Origin of the sequence: Burkholderia anthina (assembly GCF_001547525.1) — a bacterium.
In the GTDB taxonomy this organism is placed as follows: Bacteria; Pseudomonadota; Gammaproteobacteria; order Burkholderiales; family Burkholderiaceae; genus Burkholderia; species Burkholderia semiarida.
The window spans coordinates 1,161,083-1,177,919 of the sequence record NZ_LNJP01000003.1; the positions used below are offsets into that span (position 1 = coordinate 1,161,083).

16 protein-coding genes are annotated in these 16,837 nt (G+C 66.9%); 7 read left to right on the top strand and 9 right to left on the bottom strand.

Translation table 11 applies throughout. The features are described from left to right. Positions 1-41: 41 nt before the first annotated feature. Positions 42-1,661, top strand: coding sequence for a histidine-type phosphatase (locus WS64_RS25350; RefSeq protein ID WP_060968076.1), 1,620 nt, complete (start codon positions 42-44; stop codon positions 1,659-1,661). Positions 1,662-1,750: 89 nt separating this feature from the next. Here the strand turns inward: WS64_RS25350 and WS64_RS25355 are convergent, their stop codons facing one another. Then, positions 1,751-2,287 carry a YcxB family protein gene (locus WS64_RS25355; RefSeq protein ID WP_060968077.1) on the bottom strand — a complete coding sequence of 179 codons (537 nt, stop codon included), beginning with the start codon at positions 2,285-2,287 and terminating at the stop codon, positions 1,751-1,753. A 290-nt stretch (positions 2,288-2,577) separates the two neighbouring features. On the opposite strand from WS64_RS25355, the gene WS64_RS25360 reads away from it, so the two are divergent. Next, positions 2,578-2,883, top strand: a complete 306-nt coding sequence (locus WS64_RS25360; RefSeq protein WP_060968078.1) for a hypothetical protein — start codon at positions 2,578-2,580, stop codon at positions 2,881-2,883. Between the two features lie 22 nt (positions 2,884-2,905). Here WS64_RS25360 and WS64_RS25365 read toward each other — a convergent pair whose 3' ends face one another. Then, the gene (locus tag WS64_RS25365) at positions 2,906-3,202 is read right to left on the bottom strand and encodes a hypothetical protein (RefSeq protein WP_059574748.1); all 297 of its coding nucleotides are present in this window, start codon (positions 3,200-3,202) and stop codon (positions 2,906-2,908) included. 425 nt (positions 3,203-3,627) lie between these two features. On the opposite strand from WS64_RS25365, the gene WS64_RS25370 reads away from it, so the two are divergent. Next, positions 3,628-5,232, top strand: coding sequence for an EAL domain-containing protein (locus WS64_RS25370; RefSeq protein WP_081103964.1), 1,605 nt, complete (start codon positions 3,628-3,630; stop codon positions 5,230-5,232). Positions 5,233-5,250: 18 nt separating this feature from the next. Here WS64_RS25370 and WS64_RS25375 read toward each other — a convergent pair whose 3' ends face one another. Continuing rightward, positions 5,251-5,622 carry an SH3 domain-containing protein gene (locus WS64_RS25375; RefSeq protein WP_060968589.1) on the bottom strand — a complete coding sequence of 124 codons (372 nt, stop codon included), beginning with the start codon at positions 5,620-5,622 and terminating at the stop codon, positions 5,251-5,253. A gap of 209 nt (positions 5,623-5,831) precedes the next feature. On the opposite strand from WS64_RS25375, the gene kdgT reads away from it, so the two are divergent. The 3 genes from kdgT to WS64_RS25390 all read left to right on the top strand — a co-directional run bounded on the left by kdgT (position 5,832) and on the right by WS64_RS25390 (position 10,763). Beyond that, on the top strand, positions 5,832-6,851 hold the full coding sequence (gene kdgT, locus WS64_RS25380; RefSeq protein WP_060314703.1) for a 2-keto-3-deoxygluconate transporter: 1,020 nt from the start codon (positions 5,832-5,834) through the stop codon (positions 6,849-6,851). A 266-nt stretch (positions 6,852-7,117) separates the two neighbouring features. Next, positions 7,118-9,502, top strand: coding sequence for a DNA polymerase II (locus WS64_RS25385; RefSeq protein WP_060968079.1), 2,385 nt, complete (start codon positions 7,118-7,120; stop codon positions 9,500-9,502). Positions 9,503-9,635: 133 nt separating this feature from the next. Next, a complete protein-coding gene (locus WS64_RS25390) occupies positions 9,636-10,763 on the top strand; it encodes a J domain-containing protein (RefSeq protein WP_060968080.1) in 1,128 nt (375 codons plus the stop codon). Between the two features lie 46 nt (positions 10,764-10,809). Here WS64_RS25390 and WS64_RS25395 read toward each other — a convergent pair whose 3' ends face one another. The 6 genes from WS64_RS25395 to WS64_RS25420 form a co-directional block, all read right to left on the bottom strand. Continuing rightward, positions 10,810-11,715, bottom strand: coding sequence for a LysR family transcriptional regulator (locus WS64_RS25395; RefSeq protein WP_060968081.1), 906 nt, complete (start codon positions 11,713-11,715; stop codon positions 10,810-10,812). A 79-nt stretch (positions 11,716-11,794) separates the two neighbouring features. Then, positions 11,795-13,039: an acyl-CoA dehydrogenase family protein gene (locus tag WS64_RS25400; RefSeq protein WP_060968082.1), complete on the bottom strand. Its 1,245-nt coding sequence runs from the start codon at positions 13,037-13,039 to the stop codon at positions 11,795-11,797. Between the two features lie 39 nt (positions 13,040-13,078). Then, positions 13,079-13,837, bottom strand: coding sequence for an SDR family NAD(P)-dependent oxidoreductase (locus tag WS64_RS25405; protein WP_060968083.1), 759 nt, complete (start codon positions 13,835-13,837; stop codon positions 13,079-13,081). Positions 13,838-13,844: 7 nt separating this feature from the next. Beyond that, complete coding sequence (locus WS64_RS25410) at positions 13,845-14,609, bottom strand: SDR family oxidoreductase (protein WP_060968084.1); 765 nt, start codon at positions 14,607-14,609, stop codon at positions 13,845-13,847. Positions 14,610-14,688: 79 nt separating this feature from the next. Beyond that, positions 14,689-15,720: a phosphotransferase gene (locus tag WS64_RS25415; RefSeq protein ID WP_060968085.1), complete on the bottom strand. Its 1,032-nt coding sequence runs from the start codon at positions 15,718-15,720 to the stop codon at positions 14,689-14,691. Positions 15,721-15,739: 19 nt separating this feature from the next. Beyond that, a complete protein-coding gene (locus tag WS64_RS25420; RefSeq protein WP_059645178.1) occupies positions 15,740-16,414 on the bottom strand; it encodes a histidine phosphatase family protein in 675 nt (224 codons plus the stop codon). 204 nt (positions 16,415-16,618) lie between these two features. On the opposite strand from WS64_RS25420, the gene WS64_RS33535 reads away from it, so the two are divergent. Continuing rightward, the gene (locus tag WS64_RS33535) at positions 16,619-16,774 is read left to right on the top strand and encodes a DUF3309 family protein (protein WP_006483086.1); all 156 of its coding nucleotides are present in this window, start codon (positions 16,619-16,621) and stop codon (positions 16,772-16,774) included. Positions 16,775-16,837: the final 63 nt, after the last annotated feature.

Consider the following 16,837-nt stretch of genomic DNA (forward strand, 5'->3'; position numbering starts at 1 on the left):
GACGACGCACATACGCATCGTCCGGTCCGTTGCCCGCCACGATGACACGCCCGACCCGCACCGCCGCCGCCCTCACGATTGCCTGCCTGTTGCTCGCCGCTTGCGGCGGGAATGACTCGACAGCGCCTGCCACGTCGGCCGACAACAACGGCACGGCGCCGGCCCCGCAGCCGCAGCCCGCGCCGGCCCCGGCACCCGCGACCTACTACCAGACGAAGACGCCGTACCGTCCGCAACAGGACGCCGCGACGTACGAAGCGCCGCCGGCCGGCTACGCGCCCGTCTATACCGAACTCGTCGCCCGTCACGGCTCGCGCGGGCTGTCGGGCTTCAAGTACGACGGCGCGATCTACGCGATGCTGATCAAGGCCGAGGCCGACGGCGCGCTGACCGCGCTCGGCGCGCAGCTCAAGGCCGACACATACGCGATGATGAAGGCCAATGCGCTGCTCGGCTACGGCGTGCAGGGCATCTCGACACCCGGGTACGGCAACCTCACGCAAGCCGGCATCCGCGAACATCAGCAACTCGCCGCGCGTCTCGCGCAGCGGCTGCCTGCGCTGTTCGCCGCCGGCAATCGGCAGGTGGTGGTCGTCAACTCGGGCCAGGATCGCGCGGTCGACAGTTCGACGTATTTCTCGGCGGCGCTCGTTGCCGCGCAGCCGGCACTGGCGTCGGCCATCACGCTGCCGGCCGCGCCGTCCGGCTATCCGGCGAGCGCGCCGGTCGCGCAGCCGGCCGGCACCAATCGCTTCCTGCTGTATTTCCACGCGTTGAAACCGGCCACCGATCTCGTGACCGACGCGAGCGATCCGTACTACGCGACCTATCAGGCGAGCCAGGCGTACCAGGCCTATGCAAACGACGCGACGGTGGCCGCGAAGCTGAAGGCGATCAAGGCCGAGCCGCAAGCGGCCGACGTCGCGCAAACGGTGCTGTCCGCGCTCGTGTCGCCCGCCTTCATCGCGAAGCTCGGCGCCGACGGCTACACGTTCGCGAACACCGGCACCTATGCGTTCACGTCGACGGACGGCAAGTTCACCAACACGCTGAAGGGCGACGGCAAGACGAAGATCGCGACGGCCGTCGACGCAGTGAACGTGCTGTACAACCTGCTGCAGGTTGCGCCTGCGATGACCGCTGAAACCGGCGGCGTCACGATGGAGAAGTACATCGGTGCCGAGCAGGCGCAGTATCTCGCGTACCTGCAGGATGCCGAGGACTACTACCAGAAGGGCCCCGGCATCCAGGAAGCAAACCCCGTAACGTACCGGATGGCGAAGGGGCTGCAGGACGATTTCTTCGCCGAGGTCGACGCGATCGCGCGCGGCGACCTGACGCACGCCGCGAAGCTGCGCTTCACGCATGCGGAGGTCGTGATTCCGTTCGCGTCGATCATGAACCTGAAGAACGTGTTCGTGCCGACGCCTCAGTCGCAGACGTACACGTATGCGAACAACCCGTGGCGCGGCGATCAGGTATCGCCGATGGCCGCGAACATGCAGTGGGACGTCTATCGCAACGGGTCGCGGCTCATCGTGAAGATGCTGTACAACGAGCGCGAGACGGATTTCCAGGCCGCGTGCGACGGCGCGAAGATCGCGCCGGGCAGCCACTTCTACGACTACGCGGGGCTGAAGCAGTGTTACGGCTATCAGTGACGTGATGCGCGGGGCCTTCTGGCCGGAACCGCACGTTGAAACCCGGACGGCGCGGACCGTCCGGACTTCGCTACACACGCCGCATCCCGCTAGACCTTGCGCACGCCGTTCCGAAGCAGCGCCTGGTGCAGGAATGCCAGTTGTCCGTCGTCCAGCACGCGCTTCGGTACCACGCGGAACATCACCGATGACTGATAAAGCAGGATCATCTGACGATCCTCGCTCCAGTGAATGAGATCCGCATAGCGAATTTCGTCGCGCGAAGTCGGCGTTTCGACAACGAAGCGATCGCCTTCGAAAATGACCGTGTAAAGCTGATGAAGCGCCCTTTGCTGGTCGTAAATCTTGCGGCCTGCGCGCGGCATGATCAGGTGATTCAGAACGGGCACGCCGATCGCCACGACAGCCGCGATTCCCGCGGCCATCCAGACATGGCGCCATTCCGGAAAATGCCCGCTTGCTACGCGGACACCGCCGACCAGCAGCACGACATACACGATCGCGAGAGTCGCAAACGACTTGAGCAGGGCTTTCCCGTTGTACCTGCGCCAAAGATTCACGCGGTATGCGTGGACGAGATCATCCGCGGTTATTTGAAAAACGACTTCGGTATCGCTCGTGGGCATGGGCGGGCTCGGAATGTTCTCGGGTTCCTGGATTTGCTGTGGATGCTTCACCGCGGGCTGCGCGATCCAGACGGCCGGCAGTGCACGCGCACGATGACGTGCAAACCGAGCCGCGCGATATCGCCTGCCGGTCGATGCACGGCGACAATATACCTGCGTGGAATGACGTCCACGCGGGGCGCCACCGCGGCAGTGGCGCAGCCGGCGGCCGGCGCGGGCGGCTGAGCGATCCTGTCGGGGCGAACTCGCATCGGCTCGCACGGTCGAACGAGCATCGTCGGAGAATCCCCATGAAACGCGTCGCCCTCGCCGCTGCCCTGACCCTGTTTGCCGCCATCAGCCTGCCGGCCATCGCCGGTACGCCCTCCGGAGCCGTCGCGCCGGCTTCGGCTCACGCATACGCGAAGAATTGCGTACCGTCGCGGGATGCCGCACAAGGCGCCCGTTCTCTCTCCAGCGCGCCGCCGATCCGCGTCTGCGTCGGCGATTCCGACACGCAGTTGAACCTGCCGTGGTTCCTGACCGACGTTCTCACCGCCGTTGACACGCATCAGTCGCCGAGCGGCCTGCTCCACAAGATGCGCGACGATTTCTGAATCCCGGCCGGCCCCGCCTCGTTCATGGCTCGTCGGGCCGCTCCAGCACCTCGATGAACGTGCCGACGATGCCGCGCCACATCGCTGGGTCGGCGATGCGCGCCAGCAACCGCCGCAATTCGCGTCGTTCGTCGTTCGACAGCACGCCGTGCGCGCCGCGGATGCTGTCGTAGCTCGGCGTACCGCGCGACGCGAGTGCGCGATCGAGCGAATAGTCGCGGGTCTCTCCGTCCACAGAAATCCGGATCCACAGCGAACCGCCGTCCGCCACGGCGGCGCCATCGGTCACGACGACCGTGGGTGCGGCATTTTCTTCCATCACAACGCTCCGGTTTGACGCGCTGGCGGCAGGTTGCCGGCCACGGCGCCACATTGAAATGTTTCTTTTTGAGACACAATCACAAAACTGCGCCGATTTTTAGACAATAATATTTCGTAATGGCGCGCCGCATCTTATACTGGCCGCGCACCATCCTCGTGCCAAGAGACGGTGTCTTTTGTCCCGGCCGCACACACTGTGCGGCCGGGGCTTTTTTCGGTACGCTGCGTCGATATACATGCTTGATGCGCGCATGTTATTGAGCAATGCTGCCAGATGAATGGCCGATCGCGACAGGCTCACCCGATGCCGTCGCGACGGCCGAATCGATCGGCGTCCCGAAACCGGCGCGCGAGCCGCATGGCCCGAATCAGGCATGCGGCATGCGCGCCGTTCGCGCATCGACCAGTTCGACTTGCCACGCCATGCGTACAACATCAAAGGCAATCGCACGACTGTGGGCGCTCACGCCCGGCTCGAAGCCCCTTTTTCAGCGCAGCGGCGCGTGGCCGCGCGTCGTCTTTTTCGTCGCCGTGATCATTTGCGTGCTCGTGCCGGTGCTGGCGATCATGCTGGCCGACCGCTATGCGCGCGATGCCGTCACCGCGCACGAGCGTGTCGTGGCAAACGACATCGTGGCTTCCGTGGATCGCATTCTGGACGGCGTGCGCCTCCGACACGCGGACGAGTTGACCGCGCTCGTCGGTCGGCCGTGCGCGACGGTGTTCCGGACGCTCGCCGAAGTAAGCACTCGCCTGCGCTATCTGCGTGCCGTCGCACTGGTGAGCGACGGTCGCGTCACGTGCTCGTCGGCGCTCGGCTCGATCGACGTGCCGCTCGCCGCGTACGCGCGCGAACCCGAACCGGGATCGATGATCGTCACGCTGCTGCGTCAGACGCCGTTCCAGCATGGCGTTCCGGTGCTGTCCGTGTTCCGCGCCACCGCGCATGGCGCGGGCGTCCTGTACCTGATCGAAGGCGACTACGTGGCCGATGCGCTCGCGCACGGCGCCGGCAACGAAGCGGAAACGGCCACGCTGTCGATCGCCGGCTCGGGGCGTCTCGATCAGCACGGTGCGTTCACGCCGGAAACGGATGCAGGCCCCGCGGGCGGCAGCACGATGGCCTCGCGGCGCTGGCCGTTCACGGTGTCGGTCGTCGCATCGGCGCGCTACGCGTCACAGGTCCAGCGCCACTACCGGCTGATCTGCGCGACGATCGTGCTGCTGGCCGACAGCCTCGTGATGGCCGCCTACCTGCTCGCGATGGCGCCGCGGCGGCTGCTGCTGAAAGCCGTGCGCCACGCGCTCAGGCGCAACGAGTTCCATGTGGTGTACCAGCCGATCGTCGACGTGCGGACGCGCAGGACGGTCGGCGTCGAGGCGCTGTTGCGCTGGCAGCATCCGAAGTGGGGGGCCATCAGCCCGGCCGCGTTCATCCCGCAGGTGGAATCGAGCCCCATGTTGCCGAAGATCACCGAATTCGTGCTGCGCACGGCCGTATCCGAACTGACCGCGCTGACGCCGGCCGCGCCGCTGCGTATCGCCGTGAACGTCGCGCCGCAGGACCTCGAGCGCGCGCGGTTCGTGGCCGTCGTCGAGGACGCGATTCGCGCGCTGCCGCCCGGCTTCACGCTGGTGCTCGAAGTCACCGAGCGCATCCTGCTCGAGAAGAACGCGCGTACCACCGAGATCTTCCAGGCGCTGCGGTCGAAAGGCGCGAAGTTCGCGATCGACGATTTCGGCACGCATCACAGCAATCTCGACATGCTGTCGCGCTTTCCGTTCGACTACGTGAAGATCGATCGACAGTTCGTGTCGCAACTGGACAGCGGCAGCGCGAGGCTGATCGAGGGAATCGCGGCCGTCGCGCATCACTACGGCCTGAAGATCATCGCGGAAGGCGTGGAGACGGAGGCGCAGCATCGCGCGCTGCATGCGGTCGGGATCCAGTACGCGCAGGGGTACCTGTATCAGCGGCCGCTGCGCGCGGAAAACCTCGAGCGCGATTTCGCATGGGCGACCGCGTAGCGCCGCCGCGGCCGGCGGCTACTGCGCGCCGTACTGACCGCCGAGGCGCACACGGTCCTGCTCGACCCATCCTTCGAAGTCGTCGCCGGTCTTGCCGTTCACGTACATGATGTCGTACCAGCGCCCGTGCGACTTGTAGACCGTCACCGAATCGCCGGGGACGATGAAAGTCCGTTTCGTGACGCACCGCGCGTCGGGCGCCGAATGGAAATACGCGCGCCCCGTGCCGACGACCGTGCCGGACGCCGGTGGCCGGAAGTTGTCGTCCGGGCCGCTCGTGGCCGCATCGAGCTTCCCGCAGTCCACCGTGCTCGTCGCGTGCGCGCCGTTCGCGCCCAGGCCCGCGCCGAGCACCAGCATCGCGATGCCCATGCGCATCGTCATTTTCATCTGTTTCATTCGTTCTTTGCGCCGTCGCGTTTTTTCGGTTTGCCGGTTCGCGGCCGGCACACGCTCGATCCCGCGCGACCGTCGTCGCTTCCGGATGATACGACCGCCGTCGACATTCACAAAAACGGACCACCATGCCGAAACATGTCCTATAGTCAGTCAACAGACATCATTCGACAACGGGACGCATCGACGTCCACGGAGGAGACGTGAAGCTGAAACAGGCCATCGACCGCATTCCGGGCGGGCTCATGCTGGTCCCGATGCTGCTCGGCGCGTGCGTGCATACGTTCGCGCCGAACGCCGGCAAGTACTTCGGCTCGTTCACCAACGGCCTGATCGCCGGCACGGTGCCGATCCTCGCCGTGTGGTTCTTCTGCATGGGCGCGACGATCAACCTGCGCGCAGCGGGCGTCGTGCTGCGCAAATCGGGCACGCTGCTCGCGACGAAGATCGTGGTCGCGTGGCTCGCGACGGTGATCGCCGCGCGGTTCATCCCCGACGACGGCATCCGCACCGGCCTGTTCGCGGGCCTGTCGCTGCTCGCGATCACGACCTCGATGGACATGACCAACGGCGGCCTCTACGCGGCCGTGATGCAGCAGTACGGCAGCAAGGAAGAGGCCGGCGCGTTCGTGCTGATGTCGATCGAATCGGGGCCGCTCGTCAGCATGCTGATTCTCGGCGCGGCGGGGGTCGCGGTGTTCGAGACGCGGCTCTTCGTCGGCGCGGTGCTGCCGTTCCTGATCGGCTTCACGCTCGGCAACCTCGACGTGGCGCTGCGCGAATTGTTCGGGCGCTGCGTGCATCCGCTGATCCCGTTTTTCGGTTTCGCTCTCGGCAACGGCATCGACCTGCACGTGATCGCGAAGAGCGGGCTGCCGGGCATCGCGCTCGGGCTCGCGGTGATCGTCGTGACGGGCGTGCCGCTGATGCTGGCGGACAAGGTGATCGGCGGCGGTAACGGGACGGCCGGGCTGGCCGCGTCGTCGACGGCCGGCGCCGCGGTCGCGAACCCGGCGATCATCGGCGAGATGATCCCGAAGTTCAAGCCGATGGTGCCGGCGGCGACGGCGATCGTCGCGACCGCGTGCCTCGTGACGGCGATTCTCGTGCCGATTCTGACGGCGATGTGGGCGAAGCGGGCGGCAAGGGCGGCAGGGGTGCCGGTGAGAGTGGCGGCGCCGGTCGGGAATGGCGGGGCGATCGAGCATGAGGGGCATGTTTGACGGGCAGGTTCGAGTCCGGTCCCCGGCACCGACCATCCCGGCACCCGCCCGACATGCCGGACACCACACCGCAAACGCATGCGTCTCGCAGAAGCGCCACACGATCGCCGCGCGCCGCGGGTTGCCGCGGACGATCGATGCGGCCCGCACGGGATGGCGCATCGCGCTCCGGCTTCCTGCCGCCTGATGCCATCAGGCCGCCGCCGGCGCGAAGCGCCGGCAGGCGCTAAAATCCGCCGCCTGGGCATCCACGACGGACAAGCGTTTTGACGGCGTTCGAGCAGGGCTTCATCCTTACCCGCCATTGGCGGGACACCGCATCCGGCATCGAGATCGAGTTCTGGCTGGCAACCGGACACGGCCCGCGCCGCGTGCGGTTGCGCCCGCAGGAAGCCGTCGCGTTCATCCCGGCCGAGCAGCAGGCGCTCGCGGAACGCACGCTGGCCGGCGAGCGCGACGCCGAGCTGCGTCCGCTCGCGCTGCGCGATTTCCGGCGGCGCCCGGTCGTCGGCCTCTATTGCAAGCGCTACCGCCATCTGTCGGGGCTCCAGAAGCGTCTGGCCGCCGCGGGCGTCGATGTGTACGAAGCCGACGTGCAGCCGCCCGACCGCTATGCGATGGAGCGCTTCATCACCGCGTGCGTGGCGTTTCGCGGCCAGCCCGGCCGCGACGGCACGCTGACCGGCGGCGAGCTGAAGCCCGCGACCGGTTACCGGCCCACGCTGCGCTGCGTGTCGCTCGACATCGAAACCAGCATCCACGGCGAGCTGTACTCGATCGCGCTCGAAGGCTGCGGGCAGCGCCAGGTCTACATGCTCGGCCCGCCGAACGGCGATGCAAGCAGCGACGCAGGCCCCCTGGACTTCGACCTCGACTACTGCGACAGCCGGCCCGCGATGCTTGCGCGGCTCAACGACTGGTTCGACGAGCACGATCCCGATGCGGTGCTCGGCTGGAACCTCGTGCAGTTCGACCTGCGCATCCTGCATGCCCATTCCGAGCAGTACGGCATCCCGCTGAAGCTCGGGCGCGGCGGCAGCGTGCTCGACTGGCGCGCGCACGGCCAGCAGCCCGATCACTTCTTCGCGGGCGCGGCCGGCCGGCTGATCCTCGACGGCATCGACATGCTGAAATCCGCGACGTGGACCTTCCCGTCGTTCAGCCTCGAATACGTGTCGCAAGCGCTGCTCGGCGAAGGCAAGTCGATCGACAACCCGTACCAGCGGATGGACGAGATCCAGCGCCGCTTCGATCACGACAAGCCCGCGCTCGCACGCTACAACCTGAAGGATTGCGAGCTCGTCACGCGCATCTTCGACAAGGCCGACCTGCTGTCCTTCGCGCTGGAACGCGCGAGCGTCACGGGGCTGGCTGCCGATCGCACCGGCGGCTCGGTCGCGGCGTTCACGCACCTGTACCTGCCGCGCATGCATCGGCTCGGCTATGTCGCGCCGAACCTTGGCGACGTGAAGGGGCAAAACAGCCCCGGCGGCTTCGTGATGGATTCGCGGCCCGGGCTGTACGACTCGGTGCTCGTGTTCGACTACAAGAGCCTCTATCCGTCGATCATCCGCACGTTCCTGATCGATCCGGTCGGCCTGATCGAAGGGCTCGCGCACCCCGGCGACGACGCATCGGTGCCCGGTTTTCTCGGGGCGCGTTTCTCGCGCACCGCGCACTGCCTGCCCGACATCGTGCGCCGCGTGTGGGAAGGCCGCGACGACGCGAAGCGGCAGCGCAACGCGCCGCTGTCGCAGGCGCTGAAGATCATCATGAATTCGTTTTACGGCGTACTCGGCTCGACGGGTTGCCGGTTCTTCGATCCGCGCCTCGCGTCGTCGATCACGATGCGCGGCCACGAGATCATGCATCGCACGCGCAAACTGATCGAATCTCAGGGATACGAAGTGATTTACGGCGATACCGATTCGACGTTCGTGTGGCTCGGCCGCGCGCACGACGACGACGAAGCCGGCGCCAAGGGCCGCGCGCTGGTCGAACACGTGAATCGCTGGTGGCATACCCACCTGCGCGAGCAGTTCGGGCTCGACAGCGCGCTGGAACTGCAATACGAGCGGCATTACCGCCGCTTCCTGATGCCGACCGTGCGCGGCGCGGAAGAAGGCAGCAAGAAGCGCTATGCGGGGCTCGCGGCGACCGCCGACGGCGGCGAGGATCTCGTGTTCAAGGGGCTCGAAACGGTGCGCACCGACTGGACGCCGCTTGCGCAGCAATTCCAGCGCGAGCTGTACCGGCGCGTGTTCAGGCGCGAGCCGTATCAGGATTTCATTCGCGACTACGTACGCCGCACGCTGGCCGGCGAATTCGACGACCAGCTCGTCTACCGCAAGCGCGTGCGCCGGCCGCTGCGCGAATACGAGCGCAACGTGCCGCCGCACGTGCGCGCGGCGCGCATCGCCGACGAGTTCAATCATGCGCAGGGCCGGCCGCTGCAGTATCAGCGCGGCGGCTGGATCAGCTACGTGATGACGACGGCCGGCCCCGAGCCGCTCGAGACGATGCGCTCGCCGATCGACTACGCGTTCTACCTGAGCCGCCAGCTTCAGCCCGTCGCCGATGCGATCCTGCCGTTCCTGCGCGACGATTTCGAACGCGTGATCTCCGGGCAGGGGCAGTTGTTCGGCGATTGACGGACCACGATCCGGCCCGAACACGAGAACGCCGCGGCGGCCCGCCGGGAAGCGCCCATTGCGCGCCGCCCCGCAGGCATCCGGCTAAAATGCCAGCCTGCCGCGCGTCCCGCCGCGGCTGGAGGACACCATCATGACCGCACGTCGCGGCGCCGCGGTCGCCATCGCGCCCGGCCACGAGACAGCCAGCCTGTCGAAAGCCCAGAACACGTTCAATACGCTCGTCAAGCAGATCGAAAAGCGGCGCGAGCGGCTCGGCGCGTGGGAAGCCGTGATGCCGGCGTTCCAGAAGAAGTTCGTGGACGGGCTGTTACCGCTCGAACAGGAAGCGACGGCGCTGCGCATCCGGCTGATTCATCTGCTCGACGACGCGTTTCTGCAGAAGGGCCTGAGCAAGGCCGAGCAGCGCATGCTGTCCGAGTTGATCGCCGACATGGCGAATGATTTGCTGAACGTGAGTGACGACCCGGCGCTGAAGATCATCTATAACCGGCATGCCGCGTCCGGAAACGTCGGCGCCGCCGCGGCCGATCCCGAGCCGGCGGAACCGGCACGGGAAGCCGAACCGCAATCGCAACCGCTGGACGATCTCGACGCGCTGTCGCCCGACGAACTCGCGGAACGCATGCAGGCCGAACTCGACGCGCAGTTCGAGCGCGACATGGCCGCTCACGCGGCCCGCGAGGCCCAGCGCGCGAAGCGCAAGAAAGCACCGAAGCAATCGGCCGCGCAGGCCCGGATCGAAGCCGAGCGGGCCGAGTCGAGCAAGTCGATCCGCGAGATCTATCGCAAGCTCGCGAGCGCGCTGCATCCCGATCGCGAAACCGATCCGCAGGAGCAGCAACGCAAGACCGTGCTGATGCAGCGGGTCAACCGCGCGTACGAGAAGGGCAACCTGCTGCAACTGCTCGAGCTGCAGCTGGAGATCGAACAGATCGACCGGCGCGCGATCGACGGCCTCGGCGAAGCGCGACTCACGCGCTACAACGGTATCCTCGAGGAACAACTGCGCGAGCTCGACCAGGAGATCGTGCACGTCGAGAACGACTTCCGGCGGACCTACGGCATCGCGTCGTCCACCAAGGTCGCGCCCGATACCGTGCTGCGCATGCTCGCGCGCGACATTGCCGGCATGCAGCGCAGCAACCAGGATCTGAGCGTCGCGCTGCGCGAGTTCGAGGATCCGGAACAGGTCCGGGGCTGGTTGAAGGACATGAAGCGCCGGCCGGCATCGTCGCGCTTCGACGACGATTCGTATTGAGCGGCACTGAGGTATCGGCGAACGCGCGACACGCACGCGCCACGCGTCACCGCCCGCCGCCCATCCCGCCCATCAGCGTCATCAACTGCTCGCGCAGCCACCGGCTCCCCTGATCCTGATCGGCGCTGCGATGCCAGTAGCAGAAGTAGTCGAGCCCCGGCATCTCGAACGGCAGCTCGAGAATCCGCGCCGGATAGCGTTGCAAGAGCCGCAACGGCGCGGTCAACGCGAGATCGCCGCGCATCGCGATCAGCGGCGCGACCATGTAGTGCTGCACGCGCATCTGAATGTTGCGGCGCAGCCCGAGCCGCGTCAGTTCCGCGTCGACGTGCCCGCTTCCCTTGCGGCGGCTCGACACGTGGATGTGCCCCATCGACAGGTAGTCGTCCATGGTCAGCGTGTCGCCCTTGAACGGATGATCGTCGCGGATCATGCACGCGTAGCGGTCCTGCACGAGCAGCGCCTGGTGCAGATGCGGATCGCCGATCAGCGGCGCGTCGATCGCGATGTCGACGGAGCCGTTCGCGAGCGCGGTCGCGACTTCGCGGCGGTCCAGCGTATAGCTGCGCACGTGCATGCCGGGCGCACGCGCCTGCAGCAGCTCGCCGAGCGCCGGCAGCAGCAGCGCTTCGGTCAGGTCGCTCATGCTGAGCCGGAACACGCGCGCCGAAGTAGCCGGATCGAACACGTCGCCTTCGTGCGCGCTCGAATCGAGCAGTTGCAGCGCCTCGCGCACGCGGCCGACGATGTTCTCGGCCATCGGCGTCGGCATCATCCCGGCCGGCGTGCTGACGAACAGCGGATCGTTCAGCGTCTTGCGCAGCCGCGCCAGCGCGTTGCTGACGGCCGGCTGCGTGAGGTTCAGCACCTCGGCCGCGCGCGTCAGGTTGCGCTTGTTGTAGATCGCCTCGAATACGACGAACAGGTTCAGATCAATCTTCGAAAGGCGCATCGCCGAATCTCCTTGCCGGCATATTAATACGGTGTGCGCCTCCCGTTCGCCCACGTCGCCGGCCCGCGCGGCGCGCCGCTCATCCGCGCGGCGGCGGCGTCAGGTACGGCGCGGTCGCACCGGGTTCGCCGTCCTTGATCTCCATCCGCGCGATCGCCTGCAGGTGCACCTCGTCCGGACCGTCGGCGAAGCGCAGCGCGCGGCCCCAGGTCCACAGGTCGGCAAGCGGCGTATCGGGGCTCAGGCCCGCCGCGCCGAATACCTGCATCGCGCGGTCGCACACGTCCGTGTAGACGGTCGGCACGAGCGCCTTGATCATCGAGATTTCCTTGCGCGCGGCCTTCGCGCCAACCTTGTCGATCATCCATGCGGCCTTCAGCACCAGCAGGCGCGCCTGGTCGATCTCGATGCGCGAACGCGCGATCCATTCGCCGACCGTGCCGTGCCGGTTCAGCGGCTTGCCGAACGCGACACGCGACTGCGCGCGGTCGATCATCAGCGCCAGCGCCAGCTCGGCCGCGCCGATCGAACGCATGCAGTGGTGGATGCGGCCCGGCCCGAGGCGGGCCTGCGCGAGCGCGAAGCCGCTGCCTTCCTCGCCGAGCAGGTTGCGCACCGGCACGCGCACGTTGTCGAACGTGATCTCGCAATGCCCTTCCGGCGCATGGTGATTGACCACCGTGATGTTGCGCACGACCGTCACGCCCGGCGTGTCGCGCGGCACGAGGATCATGCTCTGCTGCTGGTGCGATTCGGCCTCGGGATCGGTCTTGCCCATCACGATGAAGATCTTGCAATTCGGATGCGCGGCGTTCGTGATGAACCACTTGCGGCCGTTGATCACGTACTCGTCGCCCACGCGCTCGATGCGGGTCGTGATGTTGGTCGCATCCGACGACGCGACGTCGGGCTCCGTCATCGCGAACGCCGAACGGATTTCCCCGCGCAGCAGCGGCAGCAGCCACTGTTCGCGCTGCTCGGGCGTCGCGAACATGTGCAGCAGCTCCATGTTGCCGGTATCCGGCGCGTTGCAGTTGAACACTTCCGACGCCCAGCTCACGCGCCCCATGATCTCGGCGAGCGGCGCGTATTCAAGGTTCGTCAGGCCCGTGCCGGGCTCGTCGTCCTTCAAATGCGGCAGGAAAAGGTTCCACAGCCCTTCCGCTTTCGCGCGTTCCTTCAGTTCCTCCATGAACGACACGGGATACTGGCCCGCATGCACCTCGTCGTTCCACTGACGGATGCGCGGCACGATGTGCGCGTCCATGAATGCCCGCACGCGTTCGCGCAGCGCTTCCACTTTCGGGGTGTAGCCAAAGTCCATGATCGACTCCTCGAGATTGCGTGTTTCCGTTCGTCCGCTTCAGAAGGCCGAGACGCCGCCGTCGACGGCGACGGCCTGCCCGGTTAGATAAGTGTTTTCCTTCGCGCACAGCGTCAGCATCGTCGCGACGATTTCGTCGGGCCGGCCGAGCCGCTTCATCGGCGAGCCCTGCGCGAGGAAATCCCGGCGCTCGCCGATATCGCTGTCCGTGACCATCGGCGTCGTGCTGTAGAACGGGCACACTGCGTTCACGCGGATGCCGTGGCGCGCGTATTCGAGCGCGGCCGTCTTCGTGAGCCCGACCACCGCATGTTTCGACGCCGCGTATGCGGCCAGCTTCGGCGCGCCGCCGAGCCCGGCCATCGACGCGACGTTCAGGATCACGCCTTCGCGCTGCACGAGCATCTGGCGGATCTGGTGCTTCATCCCGAAGAACACGCCCTTCGCGTTCACCGCGAAGCTCAGGTCGAGGTCGGCTTCGTCGGTGTCGATCAGCGCCTTCATCGGCGGTGCGATGCCCGCGTTGTTGATGCCGACGTCGACGCGCCCGAAGCGCGCGACGGCTTCATGCACGAGCGCTGCGACGTCGGCTTCGATGCGCACGTCGCAGCGCTGCGCGATCACGTCGGCGCCGCCCGCGCGCAGCGGCCCGGCCACGCGTTCGAGCGCGTCGCCGTTCAGGTCGCCGAGCGCGAGCCGCGCGCCCATCGCGGCGAGTTCGCTCGCGAGCAGCGCGCCGAAGCCGCTCGCGGCGCCGGTGATCATCACGGCCTGGCCCGCGTAGCTGTCGAGTTTCATCGCGCGCTCAGATCGTCAGGCCGCCGTCGACGACGATGCATTCGCCGTTCGTATAGCTCGCCGCGTCCGACACGAGATACAGCACGGTGCCGGCCATTTCGCGCGGCTCCGCGTGGCGGCGCAGCGGGATCTTCGCCTTCCACGTCTCGTAGATGTCCTTGTCGGCGAACAGCGCGCCCGCGAACTTCGTCTTCGTGAGCCCCGGCAGCAGCGCATTCACGCGGATGCCGAGCGGCCCGCATTCCTTCGCGAACGCCTTCGTCATGTTGACGACGGCCGCCTTCGTGATCGAGTAGATGCCTTGCCGGTCGCCCGGCTGCAACGCATTCACCGACGCTGTGTTGACGATCGCGCCGCCGCCGTGCGTCTTCATCAGCTTGCCGGCCTCGACCGACATGAAGAAGTAGCCGCGGATGTTCACGTCGACGGTCTTCTCGTACGCGGCGAGATCGGTATCGAGGATGTGCCCGAAATACGGGTTCGCGGCCGCGTTGTTCACGAGGATGTCGAGGCGGCCGTACTTGCCGCGGATGTGCTCGAACGTCGCGGCGATGTCCTCCAGGCGCCCGACGTGGCACGCCAGCGCCTCGGCGCGCCCGCCCGCCGCGACGATCGCGTCGGCCACGGCCTGGCAGTCGTCGAGCTTGCGGCTCGACACGATCACGTGCGCACCCTGCTCGGCGAGCAGCTTCGCGATTTCCTCGCCGATGCCGCGGCTCGCGCCCGTCACCAGTGCGATCTTGCCCGTCAGGTCGAACAGGTTCGTTGCCATGTTGCTGTGCTCCTCCATTGATTGTGTTGTCGTGTCGCCGCTCGACGAGCGTCGCAAGCGCGACGCTTCGCGGGCGACGTCAGCGATGCGCGTCGATCACGCCGACGGCGAGTTCGGCCAGCCGGCCGGCCATTTCGCCGACGCGCAGCGCCTGCTCGCTCGATGCGTTGCCCTGCAGCGCGCGCGCCTTCACGCCCTGCGCGATCGCCGCGAGCCGGAAGAAACTGAACGCGAGGTAGAAATGCCAGTCGCGGATCGGCGCGATGCCACGCAGTTCGCAGTAGCGCGCGACAATCGCCGCTTCGTCGGGAATACCGAGTTCGGCACGATCCTGGCCCGCGAGCCCGCGCACCTGCCCGCCGGACGGCAGCCGCAGGCACATGCAGAAATACGCGAGATCGGCGAGCGGGTTGCCGAGCGTCGATAGCTCCCAGTCGAGCACGGCCTGCACGCGATAGCCGTCGCGCGCGAACATCAGGTTGTCGATCCGGAAATCGCCGTGCACGAGCGCCGGCCGGCCCGTGTCCTCGGGGCACGCTTTCGGCAGCCAGTCGATCAGCGTCTCCATCGCGTCGAGGCGCTCCGTCTCGGCCGCCCGATACTGCTTCGTCCACACGCCGATCTGCCGCTCGAAGTAGTTGCCGGGGCGGCCGTAATCGGCGAGGCCCACCGCGTCGACGTCGACGTCGTGCAGCGCGGCCATCGTCTGCAAGAGCGCGTCGTAGCAGGTCGCGCGCTCGGCCTTCGGCAGTTCCGGCAGCGCGGGATCCCAGAAGATCCGGCCATCCTCGAAACTCATCACGTAGAACAGGCTGCCGATCACGTCGCGGTCTTCGCACAGGTGATACGGACGCGCGACCGGCACCGCGGTGCCCGACAGCGCGGTGAGCACGCGGAATTCGCGGTCGACCGCGTGCGCGGATTTCAGCAGTTCGCCCGGCGGCTGGCGGCGCAGCACGTAGCGGCCGCTCTTCGCGTTCAGCAGGAAAGTCGGATTCGACTGGCCGCCGGCAAACTTCTCCGTGTCGACCGGGCCTTCGAAGCCCGGCACGTGCGTTTCCAGATAGCGCGTGAGGCGGGCTACGTCGAGTTGCTGGGAAGGGTTCGTCATCGTCGCGATCGTTCGTGGGTCAGCCGTAGGTGCGCAGCGCGTGTCGTTCGGGATCCTCCAGATGCGGGATGCCGTTGAACGACGCGAGGTGGAACGCGTCGGCGTTGAAGAAAAACTGCGAAAGACTGCTGTTGCGGATCTGCAGGTTCAGCGCGATCGCGCTCGACGGCGGCGCCGCGAGCACCTGCTGCACGGTCACCGCGATCGGGCCGCCGGAGCTCACCGCCAGCACGCGCCGGCCGCCGCCTGCGCGGATCGCCGCGCGCGCGGCGGCCACGCGCTGCTGGAAATGAGCCCACGTTTCGGGCGCCGCATCGCCGAGCTTGTCCTCGGTCCACAGTTGCAGCACCTGCCGCAGCGCGCGAAAGTGCTCCTTCATCGAGCCGGCCGCGAGCCGCGCGATCTCCGGGTAGTCGCTGGCGGCTGCCGCGAACAGGCCGTGGAAATCGTATTCGTTCAGGCCCGGATGGCGGTCGACCGCGACGCCTTCGCGGCCCATCCCGCGCAGGATCGCGGCGACCGTCTGCGCATGACGGTTCATCGTGCCGCAGACCACGCGGTCGAACGTCAAGCCCTGCCGCGCGAAGTATTCGCCGAGCCAGGCGCCCTGCTGGTCGCCCGCCGCGGAAAGCCGGTCGTAGTCGTCGGTGCCGAACGACGCCTGTCCGTGCCGTACCAGAAAGAGTTCAGCCATTGCACTCGCCCGAGGGAAAACCGAAGGCCCAGCATAGCGATTGAGCGGGCATTTTTGAAATTTATTTTCTGAATCACCGAGTATTCATCGTGTGAATTCCCAGCATTCAAACGACTCCCTCGCGTCCGCTTTCGTCGGCCACCGCGTCGCGGCACGCGAATTGCGTCAGCCCACACCGTGTCGAATAAATCCAGGAGGGATGCGATGCTCGGTACGATCCTCATCATCGTTCTGATTCTGCTGCTCATCGGAGCATTTCCTGCATGGCCGCATAGCCGAAGCTGGGGCTACTGGCCATCGGGGACCGTCGGGCTGATCGTCGTCATTGTCGTGATACTGGTGCTGCTCGGTCGGATCTGACGCTCCGGCACCGGCGAGGGGACGCGTCACAGCCGGCACGGGTGCGTGCCTTCCGCAGCCTTC

What these genes read in the sequence shown, in the direction of transcription:
- WS64_RS25350 (WP_060968076.1), top strand. Translation starts at nt 42, where the DNA reads ATGACACGCCCGACCCGCACCGCCGCCGCCCTCACGATTGCCTGCCTG.
- WS64_RS25355 (WP_060968077.1), bottom strand. Translation starts at nt 2,287, where the DNA reads ATGCCCACGAGCGATACCGAAGTCGTTTTTCAAATAACCGCGGATGAT.
- WS64_RS25360 (WP_060968078.1), top strand. Translation starts at nt 2,578, where the DNA reads ATGAAACGCGTCGCCCTCGCCGCTGCCCTGACCCTGTTTGCCGCCATC.
- WS64_RS25365 (WP_059574748.1), bottom strand. Translation starts at nt 3,202, where the DNA reads ATGGAAGAAAATGCCGCACCCACGGTCGTCGTGACCGATGGCGCCGCC.
- WS64_RS25370 (WP_081103964.1), top strand. Translation starts at nt 3,628, where the DNA reads ATGCGTACAACATCAAAGGCAATCGCACGACTGTGGGCGCTCACGCCC.
- WS64_RS25375 (WP_060968589.1), bottom strand. Translation starts at nt 5,622, where the DNA reads ATGAAAATGACGATGCGCATGGGCATCGCGATGCTGGTGCTCGGCGCG.
- WS64_RS25390 (WP_060968080.1), top strand. Translation starts at nt 9,636, where the DNA reads ATGACCGCACGTCGCGGCGCCGCGGTCGCCATCGCGCCCGGCCACGAG.
- WS64_RS25395 (WP_060968081.1), bottom strand. Translation starts at nt 11,715, where the DNA reads ATGCGCCTTTCGAAGATTGATCTGAACCTGTTCGTCGTATTCGAGGCG.
- WS64_RS25400 (WP_060968082.1), bottom strand. Translation starts at nt 13,039, where the DNA reads ATGGACTTTGGCTACACCCCGAAAGTGGAAGCGCTGCGCGAACGCGTG.
- WS64_RS25405 (WP_060968083.1), bottom strand. Translation starts at nt 13,837, where the DNA reads ATGAAACTCGACAGCTACGCGGGCCAGGCCGTGATGATCACCGGCGCC.
- WS64_RS25410 (WP_060968084.1), bottom strand. Translation starts at nt 14,609, where the DNA reads ATGGCAACGAACCTGTTCGACCTGACGGGCAAGATCGCACTGGTGACG.
- WS64_RS25415 (WP_060968085.1), bottom strand. Translation starts at nt 15,720, where the DNA reads ATGACGAACCCTTCCCAGCAACTCGACGTAGCCCGCCTCACGCGCTAT.
- WS64_RS25420 (WP_059645178.1), bottom strand. Translation starts at nt 16,414, where the DNA reads ATGGCTGAACTCTTTCTGGTACGGCACGGACAGGCGTCGTTCGGCACC.
- WS64_RS33535 (WP_006483086.1), top strand. Translation starts at nt 16,619, where the DNA reads ATGCTCGGTACGATCCTCATCATCGTTCTGATTCTGCTGCTCATCGGA.